Source organism: Sphingobacterium puteale (genome assembly GCF_050986225.1).
In the GTDB taxonomy this organism is placed as follows: Bacteria; Bacteroidota; Bacteroidia; order Sphingobacteriales; family Sphingobacteriaceae; genus Sphingobacterium; species Sphingobacterium puteale.
In genome coordinates this window covers 3,549,557-3,564,130 of sequence record NZ_CP158959.1, presented here as the reverse complement: position 1 = coordinate 3,564,130, position 14,574 = coordinate 3,549,557, and the positions used below count along the sequence as shown (strand labels likewise).

Annotated in this window: 8 protein-coding genes; 7 read left to right on the top strand and 1 reads right to left on the bottom strand. The window is 43.0% G+C overall.

Features of this window, described 5'->3' with window-relative positions:
• Window positions 1–10 precede the first annotated feature (10 nt).
• Window positions 11–691: a DUF421 domain-containing protein gene (locus ABTV71_RS15205; protein WP_433900113.1), complete on the top strand. Its 681-nt coding sequence runs from the start codon at window positions 11–13 to the stop codon at window positions 689–691.
• An 8-nt stretch (window positions 692–699) separates the two neighbouring features.
• On the opposite strand, the gene ABTV71_RS15200 is transcribed toward ABTV71_RS15205, so the two are convergent.
• Window positions 700–1,065 (bottom strand): response regulator, encoded by a 366-nt coding sequence (locus tag ABTV71_RS15200; RefSeq protein WP_183078794.1) that lies wholly within the window; start codon window positions 1,063–1,065, stop codon window positions 700–702.
• Between the two features lie 32 nt (window positions 1,066–1,097).
• Here ABTV71_RS15200 and ABTV71_RS15195 point away from each other — a divergent pair, with 32 nt between their 5' ends.
• From ABTV71_RS15195 to ABTV71_RS15170, 6 genes are all read left to right on the top strand, one after another.
• Window positions 1,098–1,376 (top strand): hypothetical protein, encoded by a 279-nt coding sequence (locus tag ABTV71_RS15195; RefSeq protein WP_433900112.1) that lies wholly within the window; start codon window positions 1,098–1,100, stop codon window positions 1,374–1,376.
• 230 nt (window positions 1,377–1,606) lie between these two features.
• The gene (locus ABTV71_RS15190) at window positions 1,607–5,617 is read left to right on the top strand and encodes a two-component regulator propeller domain-containing protein (protein WP_433900111.1); all 4,011 of its coding nucleotides are present in this window, start codon (window positions 1,607–1,609) and stop codon (window positions 5,615–5,617) included.
• Window positions 5,618–5,797: 180 nt separating this feature from the next.
• Window positions 5,798–8,662 (top strand): TIM-barrel domain-containing protein, encoded by a 2,865-nt coding sequence (locus tag ABTV71_RS15185; RefSeq protein ID WP_433900110.1) that lies wholly within the window; start codon window positions 5,798–5,800, stop codon window positions 8,660–8,662.
• Between the two features lie 28 nt (window positions 8,663–8,690).
• A complete protein-coding gene (locus ABTV71_RS15180) occupies window positions 8,691–11,828 on the top strand; it encodes a SusC/RagA family TonB-linked outer membrane protein (protein WP_433900109.1) in 3,138 nt (1,045 codons plus the stop codon).
• Window positions 11,829–11,839: 11 nt separating this feature from the next.
• Window positions 11,840–13,468: a RagB/SusD family nutrient uptake outer membrane protein gene (locus ABTV71_RS15175; protein ID WP_433900108.1), complete on the top strand. Its 1,629-nt coding sequence runs from the start codon at window positions 11,840–11,842 to the stop codon at window positions 13,466–13,468.
• Window positions 13,469–13,520: 52 nt separating this feature from the next.
• Entirely contained in the window at window positions 13,521–14,456 is a 936-nt protein-coding gene (locus tag ABTV71_RS15170) for a hypothetical protein (protein ID WP_433900107.1), read from the top strand.
• The last annotated feature ends 118 nt before the right edge of the window (window positions 14,457–14,574 follow it).

Genomic DNA, 14,574 nt, shown 5'->3' with positions numbered 1-14,574 from the left:
TTCTTGAGTTATGATCAACTTGGAAAAAATTTTTGCGGATGGCATAGATACATCATTTTTGCTCGAAATAGGCCTTCGTTCGGCTATCATGTTTCTGCTTATATTAACGATATTACGACTGTCCGGAAGGAGAGGGGTGCGACAGTTAACACTTTTTGAGGTAGCGATTATCATTGGGCTGGGATCCGCAGCGGGCGACCCTATGTTTCAGGAAGATATTCCGATTTTTTATGCTGTCGTTGTCTTTATCTGTGTAATAGCCATTTATAAAATGATCACTTGGATTACATCAAAATCAGAAAAAGTAGCCCAGATGCTAGAGGGGAAGGTACTGCCGGTGGTTAAAGACGGTGTTTTTGATATCAAGAATGAGAATGACAATACCTTTTCACGCATGGAGTTTTTTTCGGAACTACGAAATCTGAATGTAGAGCACTTAGGTCAGGTTAAGGAGGGTGTGCTAGAGGTCGATGGAACCATGAGTGTGCTGTTTTACCCGGACGAAGAAACCAAATACGGGCTCCCTCTTTTTCCTTCTTCCTATAAGGAAGTGGATATCAATATGAATGAAGGGCCTTTCGCCTGCATGCATTGCGGCAATGTCTTAACTCAAATAATCGATGGTATGCCGCATTGCCCACGCTGTAAACGGACAAAATGGGCCAAGGCAATGAACAGCAAACGCGTCTAGCGGGATGATCATGAATTTTTCTTCACGACATCAACCATATGATCGAGATCAAAAGGTTTTTCGATAAAATCATCTGCTTTGCAGGCGTTTGCTTTGGCCGGTAAATCAACAGCTGTAGAAGTTAATACCGCCGAAATATCCTCGGTTTCGGGGTCGGACTTCAGTTCTTCAATCACCTTGGATCCTTTTTTAGTCCCCTTGATATGCTCATCAACTATGACAAGATTGGGATCAATCTCATCAATTTTCTCTATGGGTTCAGTGGTCAAAGATGAAGTGACATCAAATCCTTCATCTTCCAGCACTTCGTCCATTATATTGAGAATATCTTCATTATCCTGAATAAGCACAATCTTTTTTTTCTTCTTCTTCATTTTAAAAATTTGTTCAAATATAGAAAATAAGAATGCTTGTTTTATATGAATTTTTAGGGCTCTTTTTAGTTGGAATATCAACGATTTTAACTTTGCTGTTGTTATGTATAAAAGTGATCGGCACGGCATATAAAACACTAAACATCAAGCGTAAAATTATGAATATAAATGACAATGGACCTAAGAAAAGCTTAGACGACGCAAAGAAAGAAGAAAAAGAATTAAAAAAAGAAGGAAACGCTTTTGCAAATACCCCGGATACGCGGCCTTTGTCCAAGGCAATCGTGAAAGAAAAGAAGAAAAGAAACTGATATGCACCATGGGAAATATTTTCTGAGCGACGAAAAAGGTGTCATTCCTACTAAAAAGAATGGATATAGGCTTTTTTAATTTTAATCAGTATCTATGCGTTTCAACATTCGCTATCCTACAATGAGAAAAGGTCAATCGGGCTGTATGATATTCTTTAGCGCCAGATAAAAAAAGAAGGGAGATTTGCTGTATTTACGCAATTTTTGTATCATTGGGGATATCATAACCAATGCAGCAGCTCAAGCCCTTTTTATACGCGTATCTACAATTATTTCTTTTCCTCTTGCTAGGACAGTCAACGGCTTTAAGCCAGGTCAGTACTTATGCGTTTAAGACCTTAACATCTGACCAGGGACTGGTCCATAATCATGTAAATTGTGCTTTTAGGGATAAATACAACTACCTCTGGTTTGGTACAGAAGCTGGATTGAGCCGATTTGATGGTGTACAGTTCACAAATTTTAGGTACACTGCCAGTAAACGCTCAGGATTGAGTGGCAATGTCATTTCGGCAATCTTTGAAGGACCCGAAGGGAATGTTTGGATTCGTGCAGCCAACCGGATGAATGTTTACGATCAGCGATCTGGAGTTATCATTCAACAGATCGATTCTATACTGGCTACCCTGAAGGTCCCAGTCAAGGATGTCTATTCCATCAGACCATTGGATGACCATAACTTTGCCCTTTTGTATAGCGATCGTTCGCTGATTTTGTACAATAGCCTAAAGAAAACGTATCGCAGGGTGCCTCAGCTGACCAAGGACAGTAGAATTACCGATATAATTACCGGTCAAGGGCAAACGATCTGGGCCATCTACGAAAATGGTATGTTCGGCCAGATCGATACAGAGTCGCTGCGAAGTACTAGGCGATTCATGCTCCCGATCGCAAATAAACAGGTAAATTATAATCTTTTTGCTGACAGGGATGGCGCAATCTGGATCTTCTCAAAAGATATCCCCATTGGCGTCTACTGGCTTGATCCCAAAGACTGGCAAATTCATCATCTTCAAAAAGAACTGTCCAATCCCTTTGTGGGTAATATCGTGCAAGACGACAAAGGACAGCTTTGGCTGGGGACCGATCATGGTGGCATCAACGTCTATGACAAGAAGAATAACAGTATCCAGCTCATTGGCAGTGATAAATATGATTTACGGAGCCTACCTTACAATAGCATTACATCGCTATATCGAGATAAATCCGGTATTATCTGGGCCGGGACGTACAAGGGGGGAATCAGTTATTATCATCCCAACTTATTATTGTTCTCACTAATCAAAAATTATCCCGGACTGCCGAAATCGCTTCCCTACGATGATGTTAATAAGTTTGTGCAAGACCGCAAGGGTAACCTTTGGATTGGCACAAATGGTGGCGGATTGTTATATTATGATATCGATAAAAAGACCTTCATGCAATACCTACATGATCCGGGCAATCCAAATAGTTTGAGCAGCAATGTGATCGTTTCGCTTTTACTGGATGAGATGAACCAGCTGTGGATAGGTACTTATCGTGGTGGCATGTGCCGATTCGACGGCAAAAATTTTAAAGTTTTCCACCGTGATACCGGACCTGGAAAACTGAATGATGACAGCGTATGGGAAATATATGAAGATAGCCAGCATCGTTTTTGGGTAGGAACCCTTAGCAGCGGTCTGTATCTGTTCGATAAAAAAAATGAGCAGTTTTCAAAAACGTATACACGAAATAATGAAATCCTAAAGAACACTTATATCTCGGCCTTGTTTGAAGATTCGAAAAAACGACTATGGATTGGCACTGCAACCGGCTTGGCGATACTGGAGCCGGATGATAAGATTACGTATATTGATACGGATAGTTCGCCAAGGAAACTTAAAAATAATCTGATTTATGATATAAAGGAGGATAAAAACGGTCGCATCTGGGTGGCCACACAGGAGGGCTTACATATCATTGGTGACAAAAAAATAAGCCATCTGACACAGCAGGATGGTCTGAGCGACGATGCTGTAGTGGCCTTATTGGTGGATAATGAGGGGAACATTTGGGCTTCAACTAACAAAGGGCTTTCAGAAATCGTCGGCAAAGGCGAAGGACAGAAGTACATCATCCGCAATTTTACGCGGGAATTAGGACTGCAGGGGAATGTATTTAACGAGAACGCTGCCTTAAAATTGCGGGATGGAAGGCTTGTCTTTGGCGGGCCAAAAGGTTTTAATTTTATTGATCCAGCGAAAGTCAGGGGGGAAAGCGAGCTGATTTTACCCATTTTATCAAATCTTTATCTCTTCAACAAGCGGATAGCAGTAGGTGAGGAATTTTCAGGTCATGTTATTTACAATCAGTCGCTGAATAACCTGAAGGAATTGAAACTCCCACACAACCTCAATGCTCTCTCCCTGGAACTGTCCACCTTTGATTATCTGCAACAGCATAACGGACTCTACCAATATAAGCTTGGGGGTTTAAGTGATGAATGGTTTGACTTTGAACCGGGAACGACGCGTGCCAATTTTACCAACCTGGATAGCCGGACCTATAAATTGTACATACGGCATGCGATCGATTCGAACAGCTGGTCCGAAGGAGTGCTATTGCTGACAATTGATGTACAACCGCCATTTTGGCGTTCGGCTTGGGCCTTTGTTTTATATACGGGATTGGTTTTGGCCATACTCTGGGCTTATTTTTATGTGACCAAACTGCGGGTCAAGACACGCAATCAACTCTATCTCGCGCAGGAGCAAGCCTCACAAGCCAAAGAACTGGATGCCTTGAAAACTCGCTTCTTTACTAATATAAGCCACGAATTTCGGACACCAATCAGTTTAATTCTAACGCCGACACAGCAATTGTTGGATGAAGAACAGCATCCCGATAAAAAAGCGGATCTCAATTTGATCAAGAAAAATGCGGATCGCCTGCTGAGATTGGTCAATCAATTATTGGACTTCAGAAAGCTGGAGAAAAGTGAACTGGAACTGAATGAGGAATATGGTGATCTAATGGGATTTATACGTGAGCAGCTCGATGCATTTAACGTGCTTGCCCAGAGTAACCAGGTCATGCTCCAAGTTAATGTCGCCCCACAGGCTAGCGCTGCATGGTTTGACAAGAATAAACTTGAAAGCATTATTTTTAACTTGGTTTCCAATGCGATAAAATTTAGTCCAGCTGCGGGTATAGTAGATTTTATTGCTAACATTGAGGTAGGAGACAAAGAGAAAGTGTTAAACATAACCATAAAGAACACTGGTGCTGCCATTCCCGAAGCTCTTCAATCTCGTATATTTGAACGCTATTTTCAGCTGGAAGTTCCAAATGGTAAACTGAATCAGGGTACAGGGATCGGGCTTTCAATCGTTAAGGAATATGTGGATTTTTTGGGTGGCAATATCAGACTAAACAGTAATCAAAAATACACAACATTTGATGTAAAGCTACCCTTACATACGATCGAGACTAACACGGAAGTGAACGAAAATGCCCTCCCGGGTAAGCCTTGTATTTTATTGGTGGAGGATGATGTGGATTTCCTGCTGTATATGGAGCGAACATTGAACTTGGAATATGTAATTACTTCTGCCAAAACGGCATCTGACGCTAAAATAATCCTAAGCAAGCAACAGATTGATTTAATTATGACAGATCTCAGTCTGCCGGGCGAAAGCGGATTGGATTTTTGTCGCTATATAAAGGGTCAGGCAAAGTTGGCTCACATTCCAGTACTTATTGTGACCGCAGTTGTCAATCCGAAAATCGAAGTAGAAGCACTTCAAGCTGGTGCAACAGATTACATAAACAAGCCCTTTAACATCAGTCTGCTGCGCTCTAAGTTGGCCCAAATACTCCATCAGCAACAAAACTTGGTAAAACGCTACAAAAAACAGATCAATGTCAATCTAGTGCAGCCTGATATTGAATCTGCCGATGAACAGTTTATCCGATCGCTTGTCAAAGAAATTGAACGGGATCTTAACGACTCTTCGCTTTCAGTGGAATTACTTGCTAAAAGAATGAATATTACACGGGTAGGTCTCTATAAGAAGGTACTCGCTATTACAGGCTATTCTCCGATGGAATACATCCGTCATATTCGTCTTAAACGTGCAATGCACCTCGTTCAAAATTCGAAATTATCGATGGCAGAAATTGCTTACGAAGTGGGATTCGGAAACCCGAAACAATTCAGCAAATATTTTAAATCCGCATTTGGTAATTTACCCTCCTTTTACCGTAAGAATCTTTAAAACAACGAATTACCACAAATCCAATCTTAAAATAATTACTAAGTGTTAACAAAACAGCCCCCAAAAGTTAACAAATCGGCACCATTATACAACCGGTTGCATTCTATATTTGAATTGTTCTTTCAATAGGAAGGACTAATAATAACCAAGGGAATATAGTAACCAATAAATCTTATTTAAATGCGCAACTTAACGTATGCTTTAAGTAGTTTGATGCTCTTCGCAATGGTACAGCAAGGATTCGGACAGACCAACAAAGCACATTATGAAAAAACGCCAACTGGTGTCAAGGTAAGCTTCAAAAATTCGGACACATCAATCGATCAGGATGTCTATTTGGATGTTGTAACGGACAAGATCGTACGTGTCACGGCTGTTCCGGCCGGCGCCGCCTTTCCCAAGCAAACGAGTTTGGTGGTCGTCGATTCACTGCACCGACAGCTCAAGTCGCTGGCTGTAAAATCTACTGATTCTACCGTAAATGTACAAACAGCCGCTATGCAGGCGATCGTCTCGTTGAAGACTGGTAAAGTTGATTTTTTTGATTCAAATGGCCAAGTTATTGTAAAAGAAGCGAAACGAAATTCAAGCTCTTTTACAGCGAATAGCTATAATGGCGATGCATTTTATCACATCAACCAAGACTTTATCGTCAATCCCGAAGAAGGGATTTATGGCTTAGGACAACATCAAAATGCGGTCATGAACTATAATCGCGGCAAACAGGTATCGCTGTTGCAGTACAATACAGAAATCGGAATCCCTTTTTTATTATCTACGAATAACTATGGATTGCTATGGCACAATTACTCCATTACCAAAGCTGGAGATGTACGGCCCTTATTGCCTCTCAATGCCCTTAAGCTCTCCTCAAAAGAAGGTGAAGAAGGCTGGCTTACAGCTACCTATGTGAACCGGAACAATATAAACGAGGTCTATCTATCCCGGCCTGAATCCATTATCGATTATGGTTATTTAAGCGATCAGCACAAGTTTCCCAAAGAAGTGAAGCTTGCGGATACTAAAGTAATCTATGAGGGAAGCCTTGCCTCGCCATATGCGGGCAAACATGTGCTGCACTTTAAATATTCGGGTTATATGAAGGTCTGGATAGACGGTGAGCTGGTGGCTGATCGTTGGCGGCAATCCTGGAATGCAGGGACCTTTGAACTCGAGAAAGAAATGGGAAAAGATCAGTCTCACAAAATCCGTATGGAATGGATACCAGATGGGAGTGAATCTTATTTTACATTGAATTGGCAAAGCCCGGTGCCCGAAACCCGTAAAAACTTATTTTCATTTAATTCCGAAGCTGGAGATGCAGTTGATTATTACTTTATTCATGGATCATCCATGGATGACGTCATCGCGGGTTATCGGAAACTATCGGGTAAGGCGCCCATTATGCCGCTATGGAGTTTCGGGTTTTGGCAGAGCAGGGAGCGTTACAAGACACAAGAAGAAATTGAGCAGGTTGCTACTGAATTTAGAAGACGTAAGATTCCGATTGATAATATTGTTCAAGATTGGTCTTACTGGTCTGAACACGACTGGGGAGGCCAAAAATTTGATCTAAAACGTTTCCCGGATCCAAAAGCGATGGTGCAGAAACTACATGATCAACATTTGAATATCATGATTTCAGCATGGCCAAAAATTAATGAGGAGTCGACTGTATACAATGAATTTAAAAACAACAAATGGATCTATCCGCGCAATATTTATGACGGTCGCAAAGATTGGATCGGAAAGGGTTATACATCCACCTTTTATGATCCATTTAATCAAGGTGCCCGGGACGGATTTTGGAAACTGTTGGACAAAAACTTGTTTAAAATAGGAATTGATGCCTGGTGGATGGATGCCAGTGAGCCGGACATCCATTCCAATATCGACCTGGATGAACGCAAATCGGTTTTTCAACCGAGTATCGGTTCTTCAGTTCGTTATTATAACGCTTTTCCACTACAAAATGCAAAAGGTATTTATGAGGGCCAGCGTGCAACTGATCCCAACAAACGGGTTTTTATCTTGACACGGTCCTTTTTTGCGGGCCAACAGCGTTACGCTGCTGCCGCTTGGAGTGGGGATATTGCCTCCAGGTGGCATGATATGAAAGATCAGATTGCCGGGGGAGTTAACTTCTCGATGTCTGGTACACCGTATTGGACAATGGATGCCGGGGGCTTCTTGGTTGAAAACAGATTTCATAAGCCTAATGCAACCGACCTAGAGGAATGGCGTGAACTGAATAGCCGCTGGTACCAATATGGTGCTTTCTTGCCGCTGTTTAGAGCGCATGGACAATTTCCCTATCGCGAGCCTTATAATATCGCTCCCGACGGCCACCCTGCGTATAAAAGCATGACTTATGTTATCAATCTGCGTTATAAATTACTTGCGTACAATTACAGCCTTGCAGCAAAGACATTTTTTGAAGATTATTCAATGATCCGCGCACTGGCCATGGATTTTCCGAAGGATAAGAACGGATTTGATATCAACGATCAGTATCTGTGGGGGCCGTCCCTGTTGGTCAATCCCGTTACTGAAAAAGGTGCGACCTCGCGCAAAATGCACTTCCCAAAAGGAATAGACTGGTATGATCTATACAGTGGCAAGAAAGTGCAGGGTGGTCAGGACCTGCTTGTTGATGCACCTTACGAACGTATCCCGGTATATGTAAAGGCCGGAGCGATTCTACCAATCGGACCAGTATTGCAATACACAACAGAGAAAAAGCAGGATATACTGGACCTCTATGTCTACGATGGAGCAGATGGTCATTTTTCACTTTATGAAGACGAAGGAAACAATTATAATTATGAAAAAGGGAAATATAGCCGCATAGATTTCAACTATGACAATACGACAAAAACGCTGTCCCTGCAAGAACGTAGAGGTGATTTCGACGGAATGCTGACCAAAAGGAAGTTTAATATCATTTTTGTCAGCGACAAGAATGTAGTCGGGCTGGATGTACCATCAAAAAGATCAACAGCGGTATCCTATACAGGTAAAGCTGTACAGATCAAATTAAAATAAATAAAAACCAACTTATAAATCAATACGTATGATAAGCAAACAATTGTTGAGCAGGAGCGTGGCCGTCATGGTCATGACCAGCGTGACCTCTTTGGTCTGGGCACAATCCTTTACGGGATCGGTTGTTTCGGCTGATTCGGGCTTGCCAATCGGGGGAGCAAGTATCAAAGTAAAGAATCAGAAGATATCAACTAGCAGTGACGAATCGGGTAAATTTTCATTGACAGTCGGTACTGGAACAATTTTAACGGTCTCTTATGTGGGGTATAAAACGGAGGAAATTACAGTAACCGGCCCCAAAATGGTAATTCGGCTACAGCCACAATCTTCCGATTTAGAAGAAGTTGTTGTGATAGGCTATGGTGTGCAAAAGAAAAAATTGAACACAGGTGCCAATCTGAAGGTTGAAGGTGAAGAATTGCAAAAACGGAATCAATTGAACCCGCTGCAATCGCTCCAGGGACAAGCACCGGGTGTAGCGATCACATCTACCTCAGGACAGCCGGGGGCAGATATGAAAGTCGTCGTCCGCGGATTGGGAACAATAGGTAGCTCTGGGCCACTATATGTCATTGACGGTGTCCCGGGTGGTGACATCTCGGTCTTGAATGCTGCCGATATCCAATCCATTGATGTTTTAAAAGATGCTGCTTCGGCTGCCATATATGGCTCGCAGGCGGCAAATGGGGTCGTACTCGTCACTACAAAGATGGGAGCCGCAGGTAAAAATGTGCTTTCCTTTGACGGTTATACAGGAATTCAAAACGTTTCGCGCAAAGCGAAATTATTGGACGCAACTCAATATAAGCTGATTATGAACGAACAATCGCTGAATTCGGGTGCCTCGCCAATCAATTTTGATGCTATGGAGGGCTTAGCTAATACAGACTGGCTGGATTACATGTTCAAGGATAATGCAAAAATGGACAATTACAATGTTGCACTCACAGGCGGTTCAGAAAAATCTACTTACGCCTTGTCGATGAACTACATTGGCCAAGAAGGAATAGTAGGTGGTAAAGATGTATCCAATTACCAGCGTTATGGTTTCCGAACAAACTCGGAACATAAACTCTTTGACAATTTTGTAAAAATCGGTCAGCATCTCAATTTTAATTATATAAAAAATCGGGGTATTGGTGTAGGCAATCAATACAACAACACGCTACGCGGTGCATTTGCCACGTCGCCTTTGTCACCGGTGTATTCGGACAATGGCCTGTACGGCAGCCCTTTCAACGACACCTCCACCTCGCCCTGGTATAATGGCGATAGCAATCCTTATGGAGTCATGATGACCAATTCAAATAATAACAACGATGGACAAAAATTGCTGGCCGATATCTTTGCAGAGATCGAACCAATGAAAGGGTTGAAAGTGCGCTCTTTACTGGGGTTCAACTATTATGCATCGGAATATAGAAGTTTTACACCCTTGTACCGCTTCTCGATTTATACCTATAACCAGGATCATACGACTACCTCCCAGAACATGAGTAAGGGACATACGCTAACCTGGACGAATACCGCGTCCTACGACTTTGATATCAACACAGATCATCGCTTTTCGGCTATGCTGGGAATGGAATCGTTACGTTACCAAGGAACCTTTCTTTCGGGGTCTAACTGGAACTTGCTTTCCCAGTTTAACGATTTTGCGCACGCTTACCTAGATAATACAACGGGACAGGCACATTTGGATGAAAAGGGTAATGTGGTGGAGACCAGGACAGTCTCGGGGAGACCTGAAAATGCCACTCGACGGGTTTCTTATTTTGGAAGATTGGGTTACAATTATAAAGAAAAGTATCTGCTGAACGCGACACTGCGGGCAGATGGCTCTTCCAAATTTTCGCGTAGCAACCGCTGGGGATATTTCCCTTCCGTGTCCGCTGGCTGGGTCATTTCTTCAGAAGATTTCTTTAAGGAGAATTTAGCTGGCGTAAACTTTTTCAAACTGCGAGCTTCATGGGGGCAAGTAGGTAACCAGGACATTGCAGATTTCCAATACGCTGCACCGATAAGCACCTCAACAGGTATTACCTCTTCCAATCCCGGAGCGCATTATGTCTTCGGAACAAGCAACAACAATATTGCTGGCGCTTATCCGAGCCGTTTGTCCAATCCCAATTTGACATGGGAAACGTCTGAACAGACCAATATTGGATTTGACGCCAAGTTTGCAAGCAACCGTCTGGATGTGGTTGCCGACTTTTATGTCAAAAAGACCAAAAATTGGCTGGTTACAGCTCCAGTCTTGGCAACGACAGGAACACTACCACCATTTATCAATGGGGGTGATGTAAAGAATACAGGTGTGGAGCTTGGGCTAAATTGGGCTGACAAGATCAACGAACTCAAATACCGGGTGGGGATAAACGGTGCCTACAACAAAAATAAAGTTGGCCAGATCCCTACCGAAGACGGCATTATCCACGGACAGACGGCCATGTTGTACGATAATTCAGAGGAATTCTACCGGGCTGCAAATGGCCTGCCCATTGGTTACTTCTGGGGGTATAAGACCGACGGTCTATTCCAAAATCAATCCGAAATTGATGCTTGGCGAGCAGCTGGAAAAGGTATCCTGCAAGCGGATGTAAAGCCTGGCGACGTAAAATATGTGGACCAGAACAACGATGGCATTATCAATGCCTCGGACAAAACAAATCTGGGAGTGGGCATGCCTGATTTTACCTATGGCTTTAATATTGGTCTAGATTATAAAGGTTTTGATTTATCGGTGAACGCCTATGGTTCCCTCGGAAACAAGATTGTACAGTCCTACCGTAATCATACCAATAAACAGGCAAACTACACAACGAGAATACTAGATAGATGGACCGGGGAAGGTACTTCCAACAACATCCCGCGCGTCACTGAAACGAACGTCAACTGGCAGTTTTCAGATCTTTATGTTCAGGACGGGGATTTTCTGCGGATCAGCAATGTTACCTTAGGCTATGATCTTTCTAAACTTATCAAGTGGAAATATGGCAATCAGATCCGCTTCTATGTACAAGGACAAAATCTGTTCACGTTCACCAAATACGACGGTATGGATCCCGAGATTGGCTATGGTACGGACGGCTGGGTATCGGGCATTGATCTGGGCTATTACCCAAGACCCCGGACAGTTCTATTTGGCCTAAATGTTAAATTCTAAATCAAGAAATCATGAAAAAAACGAGCTATATCTATCATTCCATGTTATTGGGATCCTTACTATTAGGGTCATGTTCATCCAATTTTTTAGATGTCGAACCGATGACAAGCGTTTTGGAGAGCAATTTTTATAAAACAGTGGCTGATGCTGAAATGGCTTTGGTTGGCTGCTATGACGGTTATCAAAGGACGACGTCCAACGGCAGCCAAGCCTTTTATATCACATCTGAGATCGCCTCGGACAACTGTTTTGGCGGTGGAGGAACAACAGACGGCCGAGGGTTTCAAGCAATAGACCGTTTTGATATTGCACAATCCCAATCGGACAATAACATCTTTGATGGTACCTGGTCAGATTACTATGCCGGTATTTTTAGATGCAATACGCTACTGGGGAAATTGGATGGCACCGACTTCTCGGGAAGCACAGCCGCACGCGCGCGAATTGAAGGTGAAACCAGATTCCTACGCGCCTTAATGTACTTTGATCTTGTACGCCTTTTCGAAAGAATACCTTTGTTAACGAGTCCGACCAACGAGAATATTCCGCAATCGGATCCTAAAGCGATTTATCAATTGATAGTTTCGGATCTCAAATTTGCGGCTGCGAACATTCCGGAGACAGCTTATCCGAAATCGGCTGCCGCCACCAATGACGGTCGGGCTACACCATTTGCTGCAAAAGCGCTGTTGGCCCGTGTTTATCTCTTTTATTCGGGATACTATGGCAGCGAGGACATCGGCGTATCCAAAGCAGAAGCACTGGCGGGGTTGGAAGACGTGATCAGCAGCGGACAGTTTGCCTTGGTGGCAGATTTTAAGAATCTATGGCCCGCTGCAAGTTATACCCCAAATGCCAGCAACAATACACTAGATATTTCCAAATATGCCGGCAAGGGAAATTTTGAAGTAGTATTTGCGCAGAAATTTAACAATACCTCTAACTACAGCGGTTATGTCGATGGTAATCGCTGGGTAGTATTTCTAGGCCTACGGGGCAAAAATTGGTCGCCCTATGGACAGGGATGGGGTGTATGCACAGTAAGTAAAAACTTCTTCAATGAGCTTGACAACAACGACACACGCAAGACGGCCTCTATCATTGATATCGAGGGCGAAAAAATAACGGGTTTTGACCTCAAAGATCAGCGCGAATACACGGGATACGCTGTAAAAAAATATGCACCAACCGCATTGCCGGATGGCACCACGAATACGGGAGGGGATAAGGATATGCAATTATCACAGGATCAGGATTATTTTGTGATCCGCTATGCCGACGTCTTGTTGATGGCAGCCGAACTGGGTTCCGTCAATGCACAAAAATATTTTGACGAGGTGCGTAAAAGAGCCTATAAAACCAATTTTGTAGCGCTGCCCGTATCAAAAAACAATATTCTAAAGGAAAGAAAATTTGAGTTTGCATTTGAAGGTATCCGCTATTGGGACGTGCTGAGACAAGGCCTGGATATGGCAGCGACCACGCTCCAAACATCAGAAGATGTGCTTAGTGGTTCGGTGCCTGAAAAAGTTATTGTAAACAGAGAGCGTTTTTTGACAACAAGAGGCTTTATGCAAATTCCAAACAAGCAGATTACACTATCCAACGGTATATTGAAACAGAATCCGGGATGGAATTAAGCCTAAACACCTTAGAATGGACTATTGGTTTAACTATAATAAATTGATAAAAATGAAAAAGATACGAACAGTTATCATGAGTTTCCTTGCAGGGATGATATTCTTTGGGAGCTGCACCCCGGAGAACTATTCACTGGGTGACATCGATGTCACATCGGCAGAATTGGCAGAAGGAAAGGCCTATACCGTTGAGCATGACGCCAATAATCCAAATATTGTTTATTTGACCAGTTTGATGGACCCCAAATATACGCCTTTATGGGAACATCCACAGGGACTTAACCAGGAAAAAAAGGTAACGCTGAAAATGCCATTTCCAGGGGAATACACGATCAAATTTGGCGTCGAAACCCGTGGGGGAATTGTCTACGGAGAGCCGGTAACGTTTAAAATCGATCAGATGTATGCCGAATTTATCAGCGACGAGACCTGGACTTTGCTGACGGGGGGCGCAGGGGAGGAGAAAACATGGTATCTGGATCTGGACGCAGATGGCATATCCCGCTACTTTAAAGGCCCAGTGTATTTTTACGGCACTGGGGACTGGTGGGGAACGATAAACAAAACTGGTGAGCCGCTCAATAGTGACAGCTGGAGCTGGCAGCCCGATTGGAAAAGCAATAGCTGGCTAATGCCCGCAGGTGACTACGGTAGCATGACTTTCGACCTGAAAGGCGGGGCAAACGTCAATGTGATACACACGATGTTGGATAAAGTTCAAAAAGGGACTTTTAATATTGATACCGAAAAGAAAACCATGCGCATGACAGGAGCTTCACCTTTGCACGGTAAGCCGCAAGATGGGATGGTGGTCGACTGGGGGGATATACGCATTATGTCACTGACGAAAAACACCATGCAACTGGCGGTATTACGGGATCCGGTGCTGTCGAATGACAGTGCTGCCATGCTGACCTTCAATTTTATCAGTAAAGACTATAAGGAAAGTTTGATTGAAAATGAGGCGGAAACCAATAACGATAAATAAGATAATTGATCCTTACTATTTAAGCAAAACTTATTTATATATACGCAAATTATTAGCTAAAGACAGTACTTATGCGATCCATTTCAATCATGATATATCCTTGCAAGTAAATGTGAAT

Excerpts from the sequence above, each read along its gene's own strand:
- ABTV71_RS15180 (WP_433900109.1), top strand. The coding sequence starts at position 8,691 with ATGATAAGCAAACAATTGTTGAGCAGGAGCGTGGCCGTCATGGTCATG.
- ABTV71_RS15195 (WP_433900112.1), top strand. The coding sequence starts at position 1,098 with ATGCTTGTTTTATATGAATTTTTAGGGCTCTTTTTAGTTGGAATATCA.
- ABTV71_RS15190 (WP_433900111.1), top strand. The coding sequence starts at position 1,607 with ATGCAGCAGCTCAAGCCCTTTTTATACGCGTATCTACAATTATTTCTT.
- ABTV71_RS15170 (WP_433900107.1), top strand. The coding sequence starts at position 13,521 with ATGAAAAAGATACGAACAGTTATCATGAGTTTCCTTGCAGGGATGATA.
- ABTV71_RS15185 (WP_433900110.1), top strand. The coding sequence starts at position 5,798 with ATGCGCAACTTAACGTATGCTTTAAGTAGTTTGATGCTCTTCGCAATG.
- ABTV71_RS15175 (WP_433900108.1), top strand. The coding sequence starts at position 11,840 with ATGAAAAAAACGAGCTATATCTATCATTCCATGTTATTGGGATCCTTA.
- ABTV71_RS15200 (WP_183078794.1), bottom strand. The coding sequence starts at position 1,065 with ATGAAGAAGAAGAAAAAAAAGATTGTGCTTATTCAGGATAATGAAGAT.
- ABTV71_RS15205 (WP_433900113.1), top strand. The coding sequence starts at position 11 with ATGATCAACTTGGAAAAAATTTTTGCGGATGGCATAGATACATCATTT.